Source organism: Hyphococcus formosus (assembly GCF_046736345.1).
GTDB lineage: Bacteria > Pseudomonadota > Alphaproteobacteria > Caulobacterales > Parvularculaceae > Hyphococcus > Hyphococcus formosus.
This window is the reverse complement of the sequence record NZ_CP157210.1, coordinates 1,164,627-1,185,428: the sequence shown is the minus strand read 5'-3', so window position 1 is coordinate 1,185,428 and position 20,802 is coordinate 1,164,627. Positions and strand designations below refer to the sequence as shown.

Annotated in this window: 22 protein-coding genes; 14 read left to right on the top strand and 8 right to left on the bottom strand. The window is 53.5% G+C overall.

All coding sequences use genetic code 11. The annotated features are described in order from the left end of the window. Nucleotides 1-103: 103 nt before the first annotated feature. The 6 genes from topA to ruvX all read right to left on the bottom strand — a co-directional run bounded on the left by topA (nt 104) and on the right by ruvX (nt 6,520). On the bottom strand, nt 104-2,716 hold the full coding sequence (topA, locus tag ABFZ83_RS05500) for a type I DNA topoisomerase (RefSeq protein ID WP_411818430.1): 2,613 nt from the start codon (nt 2,714-2,716) through the stop codon (nt 104-106). A 265-nt stretch (nt 2,717-2,981) separates the two neighbouring features. Then, nucleotides 2,982-4,100, bottom strand: coding sequence for a DNA-processing protein DprA (dprA, locus tag ABFZ83_RS05495; RefSeq protein ID WP_411818429.1), 1,119 nt, complete (start codon nt 4,098-4,100; stop codon nt 2,982-2,984). Between the two features lies 1 nt (nt 4,101). Further along, nucleotides 4,102-4,689, bottom strand: a complete 588-nt coding sequence (plsY, locus tag ABFZ83_RS05490; protein WP_411818428.1) for a glycerol-3-phosphate 1-O-acyltransferase PlsY — start codon at nt 4,687-4,689, stop codon at nt 4,102-4,104. Further along, nucleotides 4,689-5,648: an aspartate carbamoyltransferase catalytic subunit gene (locus tag ABFZ83_RS05485; RefSeq protein WP_411818427.1), complete on the bottom strand. Its 960-nt coding sequence runs from the start codon at nt 5,646-5,648 to the stop codon at nt 4,689-4,691. The genes plsY and ABFZ83_RS05485 overlap by 1 nt, the downstream gene beginning before the upstream one ends. Before the next feature lie 39 nt (nt 5,649-5,687). Further along, nucleotides 5,688-6,062: a hypothetical protein gene (locus ABFZ83_RS05480; protein ID WP_411818426.1), complete on the bottom strand. Its 375-nt coding sequence runs from the start codon at nt 6,060-6,062 to the stop codon at nt 5,688-5,690. Further along, a complete protein-coding gene (gene ruvX, locus ABFZ83_RS05475) occupies nt 6,059-6,520 on the bottom strand; it encodes a Holliday junction resolvase RuvX (protein ID WP_411818425.1) in 462 nt (153 codons plus the stop codon). The genes ABFZ83_RS05480 and ruvX overlap by 4 nt, the downstream gene beginning before the upstream one ends. A gap of 68 nt (nt 6,521-6,588) precedes the next feature. Here ruvX and ABFZ83_RS05470 point away from each other — a divergent pair, with 68 nt between their 5' ends. The 3 genes from ABFZ83_RS05470 to gatA all read left to right on the top strand — a co-directional run bounded on the left by ABFZ83_RS05470 (nt 6,589) and on the right by gatA (nt 9,794). Beyond that, the gene (locus ABFZ83_RS05470) at nt 6,589-7,926 is read left to right on the top strand and encodes a hypothetical protein (RefSeq protein ID WP_411818424.1); all 1,338 of its coding nucleotides are present in this window, start codon (nt 6,589-6,591) and stop codon (nt 7,924-7,926) included. A gap of 90 nt (nt 7,927-8,016) precedes the next feature. After that, nucleotides 8,017-8,316: an Asp-tRNA(Asn)/Glu-tRNA(Gln) amidotransferase subunit GatC gene (gene gatC / locus ABFZ83_RS05465; RefSeq protein ID WP_411818423.1), complete on the top strand. Its 300-nt coding sequence runs from the start codon at nt 8,017-8,019 to the stop codon at nt 8,314-8,316. Next, nucleotides 8,316-9,794 (top strand): Asp-tRNA(Asn)/Glu-tRNA(Gln) amidotransferase subunit GatA, encoded by a 1,479-nt coding sequence (gene gatA, locus ABFZ83_RS05460; protein ID WP_411818422.1) that lies wholly within the window; start codon nt 8,316-8,318, stop codon nt 9,792-9,794. Before gatC ends, gatA begins: the two co-directional genes overlap by 1 nt. On the opposite strand, the gene ABFZ83_RS05455 is transcribed toward gatA, so the two are convergent. Then, the gene (locus ABFZ83_RS05455; RefSeq protein WP_411818421.1) at nt 9,791-10,666 is read right to left on the bottom strand and encodes a fatty acid desaturase family protein; all 876 of its coding nucleotides are present in this window, start codon (nt 10,664-10,666) and stop codon (nt 9,791-9,793) included. The genes gatA and ABFZ83_RS05455 overlap by 4 nt on opposite strands. A 113-nt stretch (nt 10,667-10,779) precedes the next feature. On the opposite strand from ABFZ83_RS05455, the gene ABFZ83_RS05450 reads away from it, so the two are divergent. The 9 genes from ABFZ83_RS05450 to ABFZ83_RS05410 all read left to right on the top strand — a co-directional run bounded on the left by ABFZ83_RS05450 (nt 10,780) and on the right by ABFZ83_RS05410 (nt 18,944). Further along, complete coding sequence (locus ABFZ83_RS05450) at nt 10,780-11,580, top strand: alpha/beta fold hydrolase (protein ID WP_411818420.1); 801 nt, start codon at nt 10,780-10,782, stop codon at nt 11,578-11,580. 29 nt (nt 11,581-11,609) lie between these two features. Continuing rightward, nucleotides 11,610-13,115, top strand: a complete 1,506-nt coding sequence (gene gatB, locus ABFZ83_RS05445; RefSeq protein WP_411818419.1) for an Asp-tRNA(Asn)/Glu-tRNA(Gln) amidotransferase subunit GatB — start codon at nt 11,610-11,612, stop codon at nt 13,113-13,115. 153 nt (nt 13,116-13,268) lie between these two features. After that, on the top strand, nt 13,269-14,684 hold the full coding sequence (locus ABFZ83_RS05440; RefSeq protein ID WP_411818418.1) for a M20/M25/M40 family metallo-hydrolase: 1,416 nt from the start codon (nt 13,269-13,271) through the stop codon (nt 14,682-14,684). A gap of 22 nt (nt 14,685-14,706) precedes the next feature. Continuing rightward, complete coding sequence (locus ABFZ83_RS05435) at nt 14,707-15,444, top strand: hypothetical protein (RefSeq protein WP_411818417.1); 738 nt, start codon at nt 14,707-14,709, stop codon at nt 15,442-15,444. Beyond that, a complete protein-coding gene (locus ABFZ83_RS05430; RefSeq protein ID WP_411818416.1) occupies nt 15,444-16,217 on the top strand; it encodes a DUF6090 family protein in 774 nt (257 codons plus the stop codon). The genes ABFZ83_RS05435 and ABFZ83_RS05430 overlap by 1 nt, the downstream gene beginning before the upstream one ends. 152 nt (nt 16,218-16,369) lie before the next feature. Next, complete coding sequence (gene cysK, locus ABFZ83_RS05425; RefSeq protein WP_411818415.1) at nt 16,370-17,413, top strand: cysteine synthase A; 1,044 nt, start codon at nt 16,370-16,372, stop codon at nt 17,411-17,413. Between the two features lie 124 nt (nt 17,414-17,537). Next, nucleotides 17,538-17,960, top strand: coding sequence for a DUF6491 family protein (locus tag ABFZ83_RS05420; RefSeq protein WP_411818414.1), 423 nt, complete (start codon nt 17,538-17,540; stop codon nt 17,958-17,960). Between the two features lie 17 nt (nt 17,961-17,977). After that, nucleotides 17,978-18,391, top strand: coding sequence for a hypothetical protein (locus tag ABFZ83_RS05415; RefSeq protein ID WP_411818413.1), 414 nt, complete (start codon nt 17,978-17,980; stop codon nt 18,389-18,391). Nucleotides 18,392-18,656: 265 nt separating this feature from the next. Further along, nucleotides 18,657-18,944: a hypothetical protein gene (locus ABFZ83_RS05410; protein WP_411818412.1), complete on the top strand. Its 288-nt coding sequence runs from the start codon at nt 18,657-18,659 to the stop codon at nt 18,942-18,944. 15 nt (nt 18,945-18,959) lie between these two features. Here the strand turns inward: ABFZ83_RS05410 and ABFZ83_RS05405 are convergent, their stop codons facing one another. After that, nucleotides 18,960-19,445, bottom strand: a complete 486-nt coding sequence (locus ABFZ83_RS05405) for a hypothetical protein (RefSeq protein WP_411818411.1) — start codon at nt 19,443-19,445, stop codon at nt 18,960-18,962. 257 nt (nt 19,446-19,702) lie between these two features. Between ABFZ83_RS05405 and rpmF the strand changes: the two genes are divergently transcribed. After that, on the top strand, nt 19,703-19,885 hold the full coding sequence (rpmF, locus tag ABFZ83_RS05400; protein WP_411818410.1) for a 50S ribosomal protein L32: 183 nt from the start codon (nt 19,703-19,705) through the stop codon (nt 19,883-19,885). A gap of 135 nt (nt 19,886-20,020) precedes the next feature. Next, nucleotides 20,021-20,746 (top strand): hypothetical protein, encoded by a 726-nt coding sequence (locus tag ABFZ83_RS05395; RefSeq protein ID WP_411818409.1) that lies wholly within the window; start codon nt 20,021-20,023, stop codon nt 20,744-20,746. The last annotated feature ends 56 nt before the right edge of the window (nt 20,747-20,802 follow it).

The window sequence follows — 20,802 nt, the reverse complement described above, 5'->3', positions numbered from 1 at the left end:
CGAAGTTAAACAGACGGCGGAAATTTTATCCAGCGCCGCCCATACAAAAATGCCGGGCATCGGCCCGGCATTCGATGTTGTTGATGAATTTAAGCATCGCTTCTTAATCGGCGGATTTCGTAGCCTTTTTTGTTGTGGCCTTCTTGGTTGTTTTTTTCGTGGCCTTTTTCTTGGTGGCTTTCTTCTTCGTTGCCTTCTTTTTCGCCGGTTTCTTTTCTTTCGCGGTGATTAGCTCAACCGCATGATCAAGCGTAATTGCCTCTGGCTCGACGCCGGCCGGTAGGGTCGCATTGGTTTTCTGGTGTTTGACATAAGGTCCATAACGGCCATTCATGACGTTGACTGGCTCGCCCGTGACCGGATGTGGCCCCAATTCTTTAAGGGGCGCTGCCGCTTTACGGCCGCGCGGATTGGCAATTTTTTCCGCAATCAATGTAACGGCACGGTTGATGCCGACCTCGAAAACTTCATCGATGCTTTCGAGATTTGCGTATGTCTTGCCATGTTTGACAAAGGGGCCATAGCGGCCAAGACCAGCTTCGATCATCTGGCCATCTTCTGGATGCGGACCAACTTCGCGCGGCAGCGAAAGCATCATCAACGCCTTTTCAAGATCAGCGTCGTCAAGGCTCCATGTTTTCGGAAGACTTGCCCGTTTCGGTTTTTCCTTTGATCCCTTTTCCGGCTCACCGAGCTGGAAATAGGGGCCGAAGCGGCCAACCTTGAGCCAGACATCAAGACCAGTTTCGGGGTCTTGGCCCAATACGCGGTCTGAATTTTCTGCAGGGTCTTCGCCTTCGCCAAGCGCCGTTAGTTGCCGCGTGTAATTACAATCAGGGTAATTGGAACAACCGATGAATGCACCAAAGCGGCCGGTTTTCAACGAAAGGCGGCCATCGTCGCAATTCGGGCAAGCGCGCGGATCGGAACCGTCTTCTTTTTTCGGGAAGATCAAAGGCCCCAAGGATTCGTTCAGGGCATCGAGCACTTCGGTAATGCGAAGCTCGCCGATCCCTTCGACGGTTGCGTGGAATTCTGACCAGAAATTCCGCAAAAACGCTTTCCAGTCTGCTTCACCGGCAGAAATTTCATCAAGCTTTTGCTCAAGATCCGCTGTGAAATCATATTCGACATATTTGCGGAAATAGTTTTCCAGAAATGCCGTTACGATCCGACCTTTTGAATCCGGGATAAAGCGGTTGCGCTCCATGGTGACATAACCGCGATCGCGCAAGGTCGTCAGTGTGGAAGCATAAGTGGAAGGGCGGCCAATGCCCAATTCTTCGAGCCGCTTAACAAGGCTCGCCTCAGAATAACGGGGCGGGGGCTGTGTGAAATGTTGGTCCGCATTGACATTGCTGATGTCAGCGCCCTGACCAACAGTGAGCTTCGGCAGGACGCCGCCGCCATCTTCGTTTTCCTGATCGTCCTGACCTTCTTCATAAAGCGCGAGAAAGCCATCAAACAGAATGACCGACCCCGTTGCGCGTAGTCCGGTTTTCTTATCCGCAGAGAGAAGGTCGATGGTCGTATTTTCGAGGCGTGCTGATTCCATCTGGCTGGCGATAGCGCGCTTCCAGATCAGATCGTAAAGTTTGAACTCGTCATCGTTTAATCCGCGCAGCTTTTCTGGCGTGCGGGCGAAGGAGGTCGGGCGAATACATTCGTGCGCTTCCTGAGCGTTCTTCGCTTTGGATTTGTACATGCGCGGGGAGGACGGCACATAGCTGTCACCGAACTGCGCCCCAGCACAGCGCCGCGCGTCCTGTACGGCTTCGGAGGCCATATCAACGCCGTCAGTACGCATATAGGTGATAAGGCCGGTGGTTTCTCCGCCAATGTCGATGCCTTCATATAGGCTCTGCGCCGTTCGCATGGTGCGCTGGGCATTAAACCCGAGCTTCCGTGCGGCTTCTTGCTGAAGGGTAGAGGTCGTAAAGGGCGGGGGTGGATTGCGCTTGCCCGGTTTCGCCTCAACAGCATCGACGCTGAATGTGCCGTTCTCAACAGCGGCTTTCGCGGCCATTGCCGCCGCTTCGTCGCCGAGGGTGAATTTCTGGACCTTCTCTCCATTATGAAGAACAAGGCGTGCTTCGAACGGAACCGAAGTGCCTGATTTAGCCTGCGCCTTAACCGACCAATATTCTTGCGGAACGAAAGTTTCGATTTCCAGTTCACGCGTACAGATGATGCGCAGCGCCACCGATTGCACACGACCGGCCGAGCGAGAGCCCGGCAATTTGCGCCAAAGGATCGGCGAGAGCGTGAAGCCCACGAGATAGTCAAGCGCGCGCCGCGCCAGATAGGCATCCACGAGATTGCTATCGATCTCGCGCGGGTGTGCCATCGCTTCCTGAACAGCGGTTTTCGTAATCGCATTAAAGGCGACCCGGTCAATCCGCACATCTTTGAGCGCCTTTTTATCGCTCAACGCTTCGAGCAGGTGCCACGAGATCGCTTCTCCTTCGCGATCGGGGTCAGTTGCGAGAACGAGCCGGTCTGCACCTTTTACGGCCGCAGCGATTTCGTTCATCCGCTTTTTGGAACTGGTGTCGGATTCCCAGACCATCGAGAAGTCATCATCGGGTTTGACCGAGCCGTCTTTTGACGGAAGGTCTCGGATATGCCCGTAAGAGGCGAGGACCTTAAAGCCCGACCCCAGATATTTATTGATAGTTTTCGCTTTGGATGGCGATTCGACGATGACCACTTGCATGCAGGAACTGTCCCCGGAACCAGGTAACGGAAATAATGGTTGGCGGGCCCTATGCGGCGCTCGCAGGGGGCCTGTCAACTGTAAGGCGAATATCGTAATGGCAGAATATGGGGAAAAGGCCGACGATTATTGCGTCTTTTGCGCCGGGTGACACCCTTTAGGTTTGATCTAGCTATGATCAAAAATATCGCATTATATCAATAGGTTATAACTAATTTGCGATCTATAATTTGAGCAATGGCAAAGCCCACTCTCGGCTTTCTAATCATTCTTCTGCATTTAAGGAAAATCTTCCGCCGGGATGTTCGGCCGCTTCGCCAGACAGCACGAGGTCGAGCAAAATATCCGCGACGATCCCCGGCGGCGCATCCACTTCGCGTCTGATTTCGTCACGGTGAAGGGGTGTGAAACTCAGGATTTCAAGCAGTTGCTTGCGCAGCGTGACCATTTCAACTGGGTCAGGTTCGTCGAGGCCATCCGCCTCAGCCCAATCAAATAGATCTCGGCCGGTGTCGTTCATGCCGCCGGTTTGGGCCGCCAAGGCATCGATCACGTCTTGGGCGCTTTCGACCAAAGTTGCCCCATCACGGATTAAACGGTTGGCCCCTTGGCATCGCGGGTCGAGCGGTGAGCCCGGAACAGCGAAAACTTCGCGGCCATGATCGAGGGCGAAATTTGCGGTCAGCAATGTGCCGGATCGCGCAGCCGCTTCGACCACGATAACGCCGCGTGACAATCCGGAAATCAGGCGGTTGCGTTTTGGGAAATCTCGCGCCGTGGGTGTCGCGCCCATGCGGCACTCCGAAATCACCGCTCCCTGACTGGCGATATTTTCTGTCAGCGTGTCATGCTCAGGCGGATAGATGACATCAACGCCGCCAGCGACGACAGCGATCGTGCCGCTCGAAAGCGAAGCGGCATGAGCAGCACCGTCTATGCCCCGCGCGAGACCGGAGATAATTGTATAGCCAGCCTCGCCGAGGTTAGTCGCTAACATGCGCGCAATCTTTCGCCCTACGCCTGATGCATTGCGTGCGCCGATAATTGCGATACCGGGTTTTTCGAATAGCGAGACGTGACCACGAACATAAAGGACGGGCGGATGATCAGCGATTGCTTTAAGCGCTTGCGGGTAATCTTCGTCACAGGCGGCGATAATGCGAACGCCATGTTTGTCTGCGCGTTTCAATTCCCGTTCGGCGTCCGCGCGGTCTGATGCTTTGAATGGGGTTTTACGGCCAGCTTTGCGCGAAAGTTCGGGAAGCGCGGCGAGCGCATCGGACGCGGTTCCATATTTGGCGATCAAGCGATGAAACGTAACCGGCCCGATATTTGGCGTGCGGATCAGTTGAAGCCAGTCGAGCGTTTCAAATTCGCTGAGCACGTTACGCAGTACTTTTCTTTGCGCCGATCTTTGGCTCCGTGCCGCTGATTAGCCGCGCGATATTTTCTTTGTGACGAATATAAATGAGCATCGCCATAAACAGCGCGGCAATCGCATAGGTCGGAAGGCCTAAGGCAAAAAGAACGAATGGCATCGCCGCTGCGGCAATCAATGCAGAGAGCGATGAGTATCGCAAAAGGAATGCAACGCTGAGCCAGATCGCACCAGCGAATAGTCCGGCGATCAGATTAAGGGCGAATAAGGTCCCCATAAAGGTCGCAACGCCTTTCCCGCCTTTGAACCCTAGCCACACCGGAAAACAATGCCCGAGAAACGCCGCCGCACCTGCCACTTCGGGCCGCCATCCAAGAGCAAGGGCGATGAAAACCGCAATTGCGCCTTTCCCGCCATCAAGGAGGAGCGTCGCAAGCGCGAGGTCTTTTCGGCCCGTGCGCAAGACATTCGTTGCGCCAATATTGCCGGAGCCCACATTGCGGATATCACCCAGTCCCGCCAGTTTTGTAATGACCAGACCAAACGGAATAGAGCCGAGAAGATAACCGATAAGGGCAGGGAGAATGATAGACATTAGATCCCCTTGGTTATGAGCGCATCAAGGCACGCCATGCGCGTGGCAACGCCATAAAAGACCTGCCGTAAAATGAGCGAGCGCTCCGGGTCATCGGCTAATGCGCCGTCAATCTCGACGCCGCGATTCATCGGACCGGGATGCATGACCCGCGCAGAGGGTTTCGCATAGCTTATGGTTTCTTGGGTAAGACCGAACTCGTCGAAAAAGCCTTGCGCTAGGGCGCGGCCATCACCTTCCATGCGCTCGAACTGCATGCGAAGGCCCATGACGATATCCGCGCTATCAAGCCCCTCTTTGAGAGCGTGAAAGCGCGAAATATCTGTAAACTGATTACTGTCCGGCAAAAGGTTTTCAGGCCCGACAAAGCGGACCTGCGCCCCTAAACGACGGAACAAGCGTGCATCGGAACCCGCGACCCGCGAATGTTTTATGTCGCCGCAAATTGCAATTGTCAGCCCTTCAAGCGTGCCAAACTCGGAACAAATCGTTGCGGCATCCAAAAGAGCCTGTGTTGGATGTTCGAGTTTTCCCGCGCCGCCATTGACCACCGGGCAGTCCAGCGTTTCATCGAGCGTCTTATGCAGGCCTTCTTCTTTTGCGCGGACGATCATCACATGCGCGCCCATAGCGCTCAGGGTCTGCGCCGTATCGACCAGTGTTTCACCCTTATGAACCGACGAGGCAGAAACCGGGACGTTTATGACATCCGCGCCGAGCTTTTTACCGGCAAGATCGAATGAGAGATTGGTCCGCGTCGAATCTTCGAAGAAGAGATTGATCTGCGTTTTGCCGGCCAGTCGCCGTGGCGGCGGTGCCGCGCGTTTGAGGTAACCGGCGTAATATTCGGCCAGATTGAGAATATAATGGATTTCGTCATCGCTCAGATCGTCAATTGCGATCAGGCGGCGCGCGGAAAATCCGCTGGAAGGCGGGGAAGGGCGTTCACTTACTGTCATCAAATTCTGACCATTAGTGTGTGTTTGTTGAGTCGGCAATCACGTTCTGGGCCGCGTTTTCAGCAACCACATGATCCCGGCGACTATAATCGCGATGTCGATCAGGAACATCATGGGTAGAGCAAGCGGACCGCCGATTTGCAAATATTGATATCCGCCCAAAGTCAGGCCCAGTGCGCAAACAAGAACCGCGGCGACAACCGCTTTTTTGCCTGGATGTTTGTTTTTCTTTGAGGCTTTTTTCTCGTGAATGTCCCTGCGGACATAAAAGCTGAGGAGGAAATAGATAAATCCGAAAACCGCTAACCCTGCGCCCATGCCCGGTGCCCCATTGAACATTGCAACCAGCAGGTGAAATACGCCGGTAATCAGCAATAGCCCGATAATGATGTGGCGGAGGATTTGTGGTTTCATAAGCTCCTCAATCGATCAATTGCACCTTGAAGTATAAAGGTTGCTGCCATTTCGTCGATCTTTTCAGCGCGTTTTGCGCGGCTCGTATCGAGCGAGATCAATTCCCGCTCCATCGCCATAGTGGACATGCGCTCGTCCCAAAAGGCCACAGGCAATGTCTGGATGTTTGAAAGATTGCGGGCGAAGGCGCGGGTTGATTGGACCCGCGGGCCCTCTGATCCGTCCATATTGAGGGGGAGCCCGAGAATATAACCAACCGCATTTCGCTCAGCGGCTAATTCCTGAAGCCGGGTGGCGTCAATTGTGAATTTCCGCCGCCGAATCGTCTCGACCGGGGTTGCCACCATGCGCGCCGGATCACACACCGCGACACCAATGGTCTTATCGCCTAAGTCCAGCCCCAAAAGGGCACCGTGGCTGCCAAGGGCATCTGCCTGTTGTTCTAATTGTCCAGTCATGGCTGAATGGTACCACCCTTTGTTAAAAGGCGCGACTTAGGGCCTGTAGTCGAAAAAGGCAAAACATAATGGGCGGACATCGCCTTATCATTTTTGGCGTTCTTGCCACGCTCTTTTTGGGCGGGTTGGCCTATGGCTTGGTTGCGGTGGACAGGCCGAGCCAATCGGCGCGCGTTACCATCGCGCAGCGGGATGATGGGTTGCTGTCCGTTCGCTATCGGTTCGCGCAGCCGCAACACGCGCTGTTGCTCTCAACGCTACCTGAGAATTATCGCGCGAGATTATGGTCGGTCGCGACCGAGGGATTTTCTATTTCGCAAAAGGGCATAATCCGACCCGACGACAATAGGCAATTTAACGAGATTGAAATCCATGCTCGGCCCGATGAAAATCGTTTGAACAAAGATTATCAGCCCTTTGCGCCTTATGGCGATCAAGGCCAGCTGATTTATACGGGACATTTCTGGCCGAAATTGGCGAACGGGCAGCGAATGAAAACCTTGTTTGATGTACTTCCAGCAAACAATGGCGCTGTGGTTGGCTTAGGGCGCGCTGCGCCGGAATTGCGTTCATGGCAAAGCCCTAATGCGCATCCTGCGTTTTTGTATTTGGGGCCACAAAAACCGATTAAGACGAGCGAATTTATTGCGGTCATCGATCCCAATACGCCGCAATGGATCGTTGACGAATTTAATCACATTGCCAGCGTCGGGTTCGAAACTTTGGCCGCGATGTTTGAAGCCGAGCCCATTCAAAAGCCGGATCTATTTATTTCCGTGAAGCTCGATAGCAATGACGGTCAACTCAGCTATGCCGGGGACGCCTTGCCCGGACAGATCCAGATCACGCTGGAGGGCGGTGGTTGGCAAAATCCCACGGATAAAGGCCGGGAGATTTTTGCCCATTCGACCCTCCACGAAGCGGTGCATCTTTGGCAGACCAGCGCGCGGCCCCTGAACGACAAGGTCCCCGGCTGGATCCACGAAGGAGCGGCTGATGCGATTACAGCAGAAGTTCTGGTCGCAGCCGGCTGGTGGGATGGTGACGCTTTTGCCCAAGACGAAGCACGCGCCCAGCGGGAATGTACTGCGCGGCTTTATTATGGACCTGTGGCCAGCGCCGCGAAACGCGGGGATTACCGTGCATTATATGCCTGTGGGCAGGTCATCGCGCAGGCCATAAGCCGGGCGGAAGGGACATCAACCGCAGCATTCTGGAAAGCGTTTGTGGCGAAATCCGGTGATAACGCCGGATATGACGAGGACCTTTTTTATGCTCTGGTCGCTGAACGGACCGGGGATGTGGACTTTACCAATACAATCCGCCGCTTCGTCCGGACCCCTTATGCGAACCCCGAAAAGGCGATCGGTGATCTGTTTGCGGCGGCCAGCGCGGTTAACGGCTAAGGATTTACGCAATCAGTCCACCAGAATGCTTGCCAGCGGGGCAGGGCATTGATAGTCAACAACGCTATTGCGAAATAACAAGAGAGCCTCATGTCAGTTGATAAGGACACTGTACGCAAGGTCGCGCGGCTTGCGCGGATTGCCGAACCGGAAGAGCGCCTTGAGCCGCTCGCCAAGGAAATCTCCGGCATTCTTGGCTGGATCGAGCAATTGAACGAGGTCGATATTGAAGGCGTCGAAGCGATGGCTTCTACGGTTGATGTATCCACGCCATTCCGAAATGACGAACTTCAAAACGGCCCTACCGGCGGTGGCCAGCCTGAGAATGTCGTCGCTAATGCGCCAAAGACCGAAGACAATTTCTTCGTCGTGCCGAAGGTTGTTGAATAATGACGAATATTGCTGACCTGACGCTCGCTCAATTGCGTGACGCGCTGAAATCCAAATCCATTACCTCGCTCGAAGCGACTGATGCATATTTGAACCGCATTGAGAGCGCTAATCCGTTGAACGCATTTATCACCGTAACGGGCGATAAAGCGCGCGAGATGGCGAAGGCTTCTGACGAGAAACTTGCCAAGGGTGAAGGCGGCCCCATCGAAGGCGTTCCGCTTGGCATCAAAGATCTGTTTTGCACCGAAGGCACGCTGACAACGGCGGCGTCGCATATTCTTGACGGGTTTCATCCGCGTTATGAATCGACAGTCACAAGCCAGCTATGGCGTGATGGCGGGGTGATGCTTGGCAAACTCAATATGGATGAGTTCGCCATGGGCTCATCAAACGAAACCAGCTTTTATGGCAATGTCATCAATCCGTGGAAACGCGAAGGCGATGAAACACCATTGACGCCTGGCGGCTCATCCGGTGGCTCGTCTTCCGCGGTGGCCGCTCGTCTTTGCGCGGCGGCAACAGCAACCGATACAGGCGGATCAATCCGCCAGCCCGCATCATTGACGGCGACCGTCGGCGTTAAGCCGACCTATGGCCGGGTTTCGCGGTGGGGCGTTGTTGCTTTTGCGTCTTCGCTCGATCAGGCAGGGCCAATTACCCAGGATGTACGCGACGCGGCGATCATGTTGCGGTCGATGGCTGGGCACGATCCGAAAGATTCAACTTCGGTTGATCGGCCTGTGCCGGATTACGAAGCCGTCCTCGGGCAATCGGTGAAGGGCCTGAAGATCGGCGTTCCGAAGGAATACCGCCTTGATGGCATGCCAGCAGAGATTGAAAAACTATGGGCCGAGGGTATTGCGTGGATGAAAGATGCCGGTTGTGAAATCGTCGATATTTCATTGCCGATGACGAAATACGCGCTGCCAGTTTACTACATCGTTGCGCCTGCAGAGGCGTCGTCAAACCTCGCGCGTTATGACGGCGTCAAATATGGCCACCGCACTGACAATTACGAAGATATTTTGTCGATGTATGAAAATACCCGCGCGGAAGGATTTGGCGACGAAGTCAAACGCCGCATTCTGATCGGGACCTATGTTCTGTCGGCGGGATATTACGACGCTTATTATCTGCGCGCGCAAAAGGTCCGCAAAAAGATCTTCGACGAATTCACCGACGCATTCAGCAAGGTCGATTTGATCCTGACGCCTTCTGCACCGTCTGCCGCATTTGGTTTGGGTGAAAAGTCGAATGACCCAATCCAGATGTATTTGAATGACGTGTTTACGGTGACCGGCAATCTGGCTGGTATTCCGGGGGCGTCCGTGCCTGCAGGTTTTGATAAAAACGGCTTGCCACTGGGTCTTCAGCTTTTGGCGCGGCCGTTTGACGAAGAAACCATGTTCAAGGGCATGTATGCGCTGGAACAGGCCGCGAAGGTGAGTGCGCGTCCGAAAGAGTGGTGGGCTTAAGCGCCACTCGGATATTTTATCCGCGCGCCATTCTCATTCAAAAACTTTTCCGCTTTGGCGAAAGTTCTTTCCTGAGCGTACCACGGTACGCTTGGGACAAGGTGATGGATGAGATGAAAATTGTGAAAATTATAAAGCCACGAAAAAATCTTGCCGCGCAGGCCCTTGGTTGGGACACGGATCGCGGTTGATTTCATCGGATCAGTTTTGTCTTTGACATGATGCGGTAACCAGTCAACGAAAAAGCTGACACCGGCAAAGGCGATGATGGTCGGTATTACCCACAGGATTAAAACCTCCTGCCAATAGCCTATGGCCGCAAGATATATGGCAAGCCCAATCGGGATGGCCGTTTCAAGAACCGCGCGGATAACAAAACGCCGCTTATTTTTGACCAGCGGAAAAATGCGGAAAATGTGGTAATTCGTATAGAAATAAAATGCGAAAGACCGAAGGATCGCAGAAAACAAATTAGGCGCGTCAGAAACCCACGAATCCGTATCGCGATAGGGGTCATTGGTGTGTGCATGGTGCAAGCGGTGCACATGGCAATGGACGGTATAAGAATGGAGCGTGAAAGAAAAACCGGCGATGCCAAAGACATCGTTGATCCACCGCAATTTGTGGTGTTTGCCATTCATATTGTGATGGGCGCATTCATGTACGGCGGTGTAACCCTGGGTCATGAAAAACCCGTTGATTAACATGCCGACCCAGAGCGGAATGACATTGGCAAGTGCTAGTCCGGTCGAGAGTAAGGTCATGGAAATGACGAACAGCGAGAAAAACAGGGTTGGCCATTGGAAGCCCCTGGTTTCGTCGCGCGCGAGGATTTTTAGATCCCGCAAGGAATGTACTGACTCAGTAGACACGTTTTATCCTATCAGTTCGTCTTAATACTTTGACCCGTTCCCCACTGAGTGCCTTAATGTAGCATATAATCACTTTGAAACAATTTGCCTTTCTGGTGACAGGAAAAAATCTGATGTTTGGTCGATTTCGGGAGATCCGTTTTACTGCGCCTTTGTCCGAACCGCTGGATATGGACGCATTTCACCTGCCGTCGTCCGGGCGCTGGCGGGTTGTCGTTTTCCCGGGTTCACCATGTAATCGGCTCTTATTTACCCGGCTTTTGCGCACCGCGCCCCAAGGGGTCGATATGGTGGTTTTGTCCCGGCCGGGTTTCGGCACCGGCCACACCAAGGTCTATCCCGATTTTAATGAACAGGTTGCGGCCCTGAAGCCGTTTCTACCGGGCGGCCCCTATGGCGATATGAATGTTATCACCCTCGGGGTGTCTTATGGCGGAGAACTGGCGCTCAAAGCGGCGCTCGATTTCCCCGATCAGGTGCATGGTGTTGTCACTGTGGCGGCGCTCATTGATGAGCCCCATGATTATGCGCTGAAACTGGAGCAGATCGGCGGCGCAAGCGCGATTGAACCTTTTGTGCCCAACCGATGGCATAAAGTGAGGACTGAGATTGCCGAGCGGCGGGGGCAGATTGGCCCGGTGCTTGAAGCACTGCCGAGCCTCAAAAAGCCGGTTGAGGTACTTCATGGGGATTTCGACGCGCTCGTCCCCCGATCGAATGCTCAAACCCTCATAGAGGCGCTTGGGCCAGAGGCCGACGCGGCATTGGAAATCATCCCCGGCGGCACCCATTATCTCGAAATGCAGTATCCCCGGCGGCTTCACCGCGCGATTCAGCGAGTTATTTCTCGCGCAGAGCAACAGACTGATCAGAACGGCTTGCATGAAGCGCAAAGCGCGGGCAAAACCGCCTGATTGCTTGTGACTTTAAACAGGAAGAAGAGATGAGCGCGGAACCAAGAAAACTGCTGCAGGGTGCAACTGGCGACTGGGAAGTCGTTGTCGGGCTGGAAATTCATGCGCAGGTCTCATCTCAGTCGAAATTGTTTTCTGGCGCATCAGCGGAATATGGCGCGGGACCAAACGAGAATGTATCGCTCGTTGATGCGGCTATGCCCGGCATGTTGCCGGTGATTAACCGCTATTGTGTCGAACAGGCGGTTCGCACGGGGTTGGGTCTAAACGCTAAAATCAACCTCTGGTCGCGCTTTGACCGGAAGAATTACTTCTATCCTGATCTGCCGCAGGGCTATCAGATCTCGCAATATAAAGACCCGATTGTCGGCGAAGGCGAAATTGAGGTCGAGCTTGATGACGGCGAAACCATCAAGGTAGGCGTCGAGCGGCTCCACCTTGAGCAAGATGCCGGTAAATCAATCCATGACCTTGCCCCGAAAGAATCCTATGTGGATCTCAATCGCTCGGGTGTTGCGTTGATGGAAATCGTCTCAAAACCCGATATGCGCTCAGCCGAAGAAGGCGCAGCCTATTTCTCCAAGATCCGGACGATCGTTCGGTATCTCGGTACGTGCGACGGCAATATGGAAGAAGGCTCCATGCGGGCTGACGTCAATGTTTCGGTCTGCCCGGCTGGCAATTACGAGAAATTCCGCGAGACCGGCGATTTCAGCTATCTCGGCACCCGGACCGAGACGAAAAACGTCAACTCAATTCGGTATGTGCGTCAGGTCATTGATTATGAAGCGCGCCGCCAGATCGAAGTGATCGAAGGCGGTGGTGAAATCGATCAGGAAACACGTTTGTTCGACGTAAAATCCGGTACCACCCGGACGATGCGCTCAAAAGAAGACGCGCATGATTACCGGTATTTCCCCGATCCTGATTTGTTACCGCTGGAAATCGATCAGGCATGGGTCGATGAAATCCGCGCTAGCTTGCCTGAATTGCCTGACGCGAAAAAGCGTCGCTTCGTTTCCGATTACGGGCTTTCTGCGTATGACGCAGCAGTCCTCGCAGCGGATAAACCAAGCGCCGCTTATTTTGAAGAAGTGGCCAAAGGCCGCGACGGCAAAATGGCTGCGAACTGGGTCATGGGCGAATTATTTGGTGCACTGAATAAAGAGGGCGTCGAAATTGCTGCAAGCCCGATTAGCGCCGACCGCTTGGGCAAACTCCTTGACCTGATCAAAGATAAAACAATCTCCGGTAAAATCGCGAAAGATGTCTTTGCGCTGATGTTCTCGGGCGAGGAGACTTCGGACCCTGCAGACATCGTTGAAAAGCGCGGGCTGAAACAGGTCACTGACACAGGCGCAATTGAAGCGGTTATCGACGAGATTATGGCTGCGAACCCGAAACAGGTTGAACAGGTCAAAGAAAAACCAAAAACCATGGGTTGGTTCGTCGGGCAGGTGATGCAGAAAACCGGCGGTAAAGCGAACCCGCAGGCTGTGAACGAATTGCTGCGTAAAAAGCTCGGCGTCGAATAGTTGTGCTCTAACCGGATCTGTAACTTATAATTGTGCCGTCGTCTGCTGCTCTCTTGTAGCGTTCATGGTGACATCTGGACCGAACGGTTTACGGTGTCGCATGATGTGCCTTCTCGAACGGGGCATATCGTTGCAATAGATGAGGGGAGCAGCGTGAATATTTCAACCATTTCATTGGCATTGGGTCTATCGTTTTCGTTTTTAACACCAGCTGCAATTGCGCAGGACCGGTCCGAACATGAGCAATTCGCTCGGGAAATTTATGAGAAAGTAATTTCCATTCGGACAGCACGCGGTCAGGAAAAAGTGCCGGAGATGGTCGAGTATCTGGCTGACCAGTTTAAGTCAGCCGGTTTCACCGATGAAGATATTCAAATTACAGATTATGATTCCGATGGCGAACACACCCAGGGCTTGATCGTCTATTACCGTGCTGACGGTACGTCGAAACATAAGCCGGTTGTTATCTTGGGGCATATGGATGTTGTTGATGCATTAGCAGCCGATTGGGAGCGTCCGCCATTTACCCTGACCGAAGAGGACGGATATTTCTTCGGACGCGGAACAATGGATAACAAATATGGCATCACAAATATCGCATCGACATTCATCCGCCTAAAGAAAGAAGGTTGGAAACCTAATCGTGATTTCGTCATCGTTCTTTCGGGTGATGAAGAAACCGGAATGGTGAGTACCCGTGCGCAGGCGGACTATGTGGCCGAAAATATCGATCCGGAATTTGTCCTGAATACCGATGCTGGTGGCGGTGTGCTATCAGACGATGGCGCGCCATTATTCTACGCTGTTCAAGGTGCCGAAAAAACTTATGCGACATTCGAATTGACGGTTGCCAATCCTGGTGGCCATTCTTCGCGGCCACGTTCAGATAACGCCATCTATGATTTGGCCGACGCACTGCGCAAAATCAAAGAATACAAATTCCCGGTCCGATATTCAGATTTAACGCTCGCATCATTTAAGGCATCAGGGGCCGTCACTCCCGGCGCATTGGGTAAGGCAATGCGGGATTTTTCAGAGAATCCAAAAAATAAAAAAGCAATCGCGATTTTAAGGGATGATCCTGAGACAGTAGGGACAACGGGCACGACCTGCGTTGCGACCATGTTGCGCGCGGGCCATGCGGAAAACGCCTTGCCGCAATCTGCAACGGCAACGGTGAACTGCCGTATCTTCCCGGGGGTAGGTATCGCTGAGGTCGAAGAGAAACTAAAAAAAGTAGTGGATAACGAAGCCGTTCAATTTGAATTGATGACTGACGTTACTGAAAGCCCGGAATCAAAATTGCGGCCCGAGGTCATGGCCGCCATTGAGGCTTCATTATCCGCAAGGGGCCTCAATACCCCGATAATTCCATATATGGAATCAGGTGGTACCGACGGAATGCATTATCGCATTAAGGGGTACGATACCGTGGCGATTTCTGGTGCGTGGATGAAACCATCGGATATATTTGCTCATGGCCTCAATGAGCGTTTGGCCGTGGATGCGTTCTATGGTGGCCTCGATCACTGGTATGTCATCATGAAAGAACTGGCTGGCGACGAATAAGCGTAGTGAAAGGGGCAGGTTAATGCTTCTCCGCCGCATCACCGAACACGTTAAAGCGCAGAACTGGACGGCGGTCGCCCTCGACTTCGTCATTGTCGTTGTCGGCGTCTTTATCGGTATTCAGGTCGCGAACTGGAATGACGCGCGTCAGGAACGTGCGACGGAAACGACCTATCTGAGGTCATTGCAAACGGATATCGCGGTATCGACCAATCTTCTCGATGAGCACATTGCTCATATCGCTGATCGCCAGCGGGCGCTCGCCGTGCTCGCCAACGCAGACAAAGACTCCGTCGCACGCGAGGTCTTTGACGACCTCATGCGCATTGGACTTTATGAGCTGCAGTTTCTCAATGTTCAACGCAACACCTATCAGGCGCTGGAGAATGCCGGACGGATTGGCGTGCTGCGGGATCTAGCGTTGCAACAGTCCTTGGTCGATCAGACCGTTCAGATTGCGGCGATCCGCGAATACGAAGCAGATATGGCGCGGTTCCAGCATCGCTGGGTCGATGAGTTTCTCCTCGAAAACTATCACATTGGCAATATGATTGACTTCGACGGGGCGGAGGTAGAGTCGCGTCGCGACGATATTTCCGATTACACGCAAATGCTCGACGACCGGCGGATTCGGAACCTGTCCGCGTTTCTTTACGACATACTAAATGAACAGCGCGCTCACGCCGAGACCTTGCGAGCCGCTTATGATTCCTCCGCCGCGAACGCCGTCGCGCGCCTTGCCAGACTGGGGGAGAACTAATGCTTCTCCGCCGCATCACCGAACACGTCAAAGCGCAGAACTGGACGGCGGTCGCCCTTGACTTCGTCATTGTCGTTGTCGGCGTTTTTATCGGTATTCAGGTTAGCAACTGGAACGCGGCTCGAGTGGATCATGTGCGCGAAGCCAGATATCTGAACAACCTTGCTGTCGAAATCAGGGAAGAAGTTGTTGCGTTGGATGAGATGATGCTTGCTCATCGCGTGCGCATAACGGTGATTGACAGGATGTTGACCGATGCGGGCGGTGCGCCGCCCCGGCGTGAGGCCAAAATGTCAGCGCCCTCCAACACGATTGATGTCGCCAGGAAAATTCCGGCACCGGAGTTTTTTCCCATCGATGAGGATGAGCGCGACTATTTTCTGACTTACGGTATTCTGGCGCGGACATTCAATGAAAAGAACTCCACCTTTCGCACCCTGCGATCGACCGGAGATATCACAATTTTGAGGGATGAGACCCTAGCTCTCGATATTACGGATTACTACGCCAATATCGAGGATTTGGTTTATTTTGAAGGCGGCACTGCGCGCCATGCGCGCGATGCGACGACAACGGTCGCCAGGCGTCACGGGTTCAACCCCTTTGGCGACAACTCATATGATCTTGTCGTGACCGCGCTGCAGGAAGATCCGGAATTTATCGCCTCTTTGCGGGCGCTTCACAACGTTTCCATCTTGAATCACTTCGTTATTGCCAATTTAAAACGTGAAGCCGAGGAGATTTTGGCTAGACTTCCGGATAGTGAAGACTGATCGTCCGCCGTGTCGGTGGGCGAGTACAAATCCGAAACTGGACGACCGCCCCTTTTTAAGGCTTCTATATGAGCTATGAGATGTGACAGCCGTCACTGTGTTCAGTCGCCAGCGACTTAGATAAATGCCGACACTCAAGGAGAGAGAAACTCATGAAACACGAAAGCATTCTTGGCACGGTGGGCAACACGCCGGTCATCCGTATCAACCGGCTCGCGCCGGACGGTGTCAATATGTTCGTCAAGTTTGAAGCGTTCAATCCGCTTGGCTCAGTCAAAGACCGCTTGGCTTTGGGCGTAATCGAAGCCGCAGAAAAGTCGGGTGAGTTAAAACCCGGACAGACAGTTGTCGAGGCCACGAGTGGTAATACGGGTATCGGTCTTGCGATGGTCTGCGCGGCAAAGGGCTATCCGCTTGTGGTGACGATGGCCGAAAGCTTCTCCGTAGAGAGACGAAAACTGATGCGGTTTTTGGGCGCAAAAGTCGTTTTGACACCAGCGGCCGCAAAAGGGACGGGCATGGTCGAAAAGGCAAAAGAACTGGCCAAGAAAAATGGCTGGTTCTTGACGCGCCAATTCGAAAATGACGCAAACCCGGCGATCCATGAACGGACGACGGGTCCGGAAATCATTGAGGCCTTCAAGGGCGAGAAGCTCGATTACTGGGTCACCGGCTTCGGCACGGGCGGTACATTGACGGGCGTATCCCGCGTTTTGAAAAAACACAGCCCGGATACAAAGATCGTCGTGTGTGAACCGTCTGGTGCTGCGATGCTTTCCAGCGGGCAGGGGCAAGAGCGCAATGACGATGGTAGTCCGGCAGCGTCGCATCCTGCGTGGACGCCGCATCCGATTCAGGGCTGGAGCCCGGACTTCATACCCGCCATCACCGATGAAGCCGTCAAATCGGGGGTCATTCACAAAGTGCTCAAAACCGCGCCCGAAGATGGCATGAAATGGTCTCAGGCGTTGGCGCAAAAAGAAGGCATCTTCACCGGTATCTCTGCGGGGGCAACCTTCGCAGCTGCGATAGAAGTCGCGAACGAAGCGCCAAAGGGCTCAACCATTCTTTGCATGTTGCCAGATACGGGTGAGCGCTATCTCTCAACGCCTTTATTTGCGGGCATCGAAGCGGATATGAGCGTAGAGGAAATGGAGATTTCGCGGTCGACTGACGGTTACCAGCTATCAGCTTAGTAAACTGCTCGCGTAAATTTGAACTCTTGGGTTCCTGCGCGTGTTCGATTTTACATAGTATACTGTTGACGGCGATGATCATCGCCTGAGGTCTTCGAAGGCTGGGGCGTCTAGGAGGACGAACGTGAAAAACTATCTATTTTTAGTCGCTGGTTCTGCGATTGCTTTGTCTGCATGCGTGTCTGCGCAGGCGGGCGAAGACAAGATGTCGGAAAAAGCAGCGGCAGAACTTGCGAAATACGAAAAGACTGGCGAAACGCAAACTTGCCTGAGCACATCGCGTATTCGGTCAATCGATCCGATTGATGATCGTAATTTCCTTGTCCATATGAATAACCGCGATGTTTATCTGAATAAGGTATCCGGGAAGTGCCATGGCGCGAGCCGTGTCGGCAACCGGTTGCAATATACGATCACAGCGAACCAACTCTGCCGAAACGAAATTATCACGGTCGTGGATAATTCGCTCAATACCACGGTAGGGTCGTGTGGCCTTAACTCATTCGAAGAGCTGCGCGAACTCCCTGAAGAGCCGGCTGAGGAATAAGAGAAGGTCCTGAACATATGAAACTTCGTCAGATTGCACTTTTGGCCCTGACCGGGGTTTCTATCTCTCTTGCGGCTGCACCAAGTGCAGCCGCAAACAAGCGTCAGGAAGAACGTACGCAGGAGATCCTTTCGCGCTACGAGAAAACGGGCGAAAGCATTTACTGCCTTTCCTTATCAAGTGTTCGGTCCACCGATGTGCTTGATGACCACACAATTTTCGTTACGGCGCAGGGCGGTAGTGTCTATATGAGTGAACTACTCGGGCGTTGTATCGGCCTGGGCCGGGAGCGCCGCTATATTCATGAGGCGACGACCAATCGCATGTGCCGCGGTGATCTGATCCGTGTGGTCAGTAATTTTGGCACCGCTATCGGGTCTTGTTCGTTTGGAAGTTTTGAAAAACTCAAAGAAATTTCTCAAGCGGAATAAATGATTAACAAAACCTAACCGCTTGGTTCGGGTGCTGTATAATTTATTCACCTTTTATATTTGCCATATTTAACCGCGGTTTTAGCGCAATTTTCATTAAATAATATGCATACGGAATAATCGACAACGTTAACAAAGCCTTTTCGAAACGTAAAGGATTGGCTAATACGCCATTAACGAGAATTTAGTCATCTCCCTATCATCCTCAACTTGGTTAATTCAGTTGAGCCCGACTAAGGCGGGGATCTAAACAGGGGAAGTTAAGATGACTATTGCAGTAGGTGTTGAGGCGTTAGAAGCCGCCGCTGAACCGATTTTAAGTGACGCAGAAATGTATCGTCTCGGGCTGGTCGCATCGACCGGTGGTGAAGAAGGTGTTTTCGATCTGATCACGGCGCATAAATGGTTTAACCTTGCGGCCATGCAGGGAAATCTCGAAGCGCGCGCATATCGTGCTGAACTCGCCAAAGAGATGACGTCTGAAGAAATTGCAGAAGCCCAGCGTATGGCGCGCGAATATCTGCTGACGCATCGTCCGCGTTCAAACAACTAGTCTTTCTATGATGTACTAAACGTCGTCCTCGCTGACGGCGTTTCCGGCAGAGTAGATCGAGCCGCCGAGCTCGTCAGATGCAATGCGCCGGAAGGTCTGTTTTTGCCATTCATCCAGATTGGCATATTTCGGACGTTTGACTGAGCGCAGTGCCGCCCGTTCCGTTTCACTCATCGACGTCCAGATTTTACGGCGTTCCGCGCGGTAGCGCGCCCGTTCTGTCTCTGTAAGCGATAAATATCGTTTGGCCGTAGCCGCCTCGATTCGGCGCGATTGCGACAATCGCAATTGGTGCTCATAGAAATCTGCGGCAATCAATTCCACAAATACGCCACCATTCCCGGAATTCAGATCGGGCCCAGAATTCAGACCGGGCAGGGACGCCAATATTGGCGCTTCTGTAATTGCGTTGGGCGCAATAGGTGCGCCGCTTGATGATTCTTGTGCAAATGCAGTGGAAATTGATGAAAGGAAGAATAATGCGGAGAGTAGCTTAGGCATCGGCAAAGGTCGTTCCCCCAAGAGGTTTAAGGCCCACCTTACACATCAGCTCTTTCCATCGGCTGAAAAGGATCGTTTCAAATTTTCCGATTCTGGTTAATTTGGAAAATAATCATTTTCCTCAGGCTGAGCCTTGCCAAGAGGCGCGCGGTGCCTTAGACGACCGAACTTCGTATTTGCGCGTGCGCGCCGAAGGGGCGGTTCGTCCTGCCTGCGTCGCAGCTTTGACCATATAGAGAAGATACAGAGGTTTTCCCATGGCCGTTCCTAAGCGGAAAGTCACACCGTCCAAACGCGGCATGCGCCGTGCGCATGATAGCCTTAAAGGCGGTACTTATATTGAGGACAAGGACTCGGGCGAACTTCGCCGTCCGCACCATATCGACCTTAAAACCGGTAAATACCGTGGTCGTCAGGTTCTCGAGCCAAAAGAAGATTAATTTCCAACGGCTTATGGCCGTTTAAGATTGCAGTGAACGCCGCCCAATCGGGCGGCGTTTGCATTTGGCATGGGCGGAATTTATGCTTAAGCCGCTTCCGGGGCTGGGCTTGGTGTAAATTCTAGGGGGATCGGGATGAACCTGATCAAAGTGATCCTTGGCGGATCGCTATTTGCCGTCGCCGGTTGCGTCACCACTGACCCATACCAGACCTCGTTTTCCTCATGCGATAATGAAGCGGGCGCGTGCTACCGGTATTGCGAAGATTTTTCTGATTACGAAGAGGATTATCGCGCCTGCCACGCCGATTGCGATGCAGAGGCCAATCGCTGTTTCGCCGAAGCCTATGATCGCCGATACTACGCGGGAAGCACTGCCTATGGGGCCTATGACCGGTGGCCTTGGACGGGGCGTTATGGCTCCTGGCGGCCGCAATATGGCTACTATTTCAACTTCAACTATTATTCGCGAAACCACTATTACTATGGTCGGCCGCGGGATCGGCATCGTCATCGGTCGCCGCACCGCGGGAAAGCGCCGCGCTATGACAGGGATCGTGGCCGGGACGGGCGACGTCCTCGCTATGATCGGGACAAAGGCCATGATGGCAAACGGCCACCGCGTCGCGACCGGTCTGATCGTCCGCCACGGCGCGGCAATAATGTGACGCCGCCAGCAGGCCAGCCGCCACGCGCGCGCCCACCGCGGAGTAAGCCGCCGCAAGCGACACCGCCGAGGTCCAGACCGCCCAATGCGGCCGCAGCGCCGCCAAAACCACGGGCTCAACCACCACGGCGGCAGCCACGAAAACCAAATCCGCCGGCGCGCGGTGAGCGGAACCCCGAAGAAGAACATCGCTAGGCCGTTGCTTGTGGCTCCATTCGCGTTAATAAGGCGCGGAGAGATTCCTGACCCGA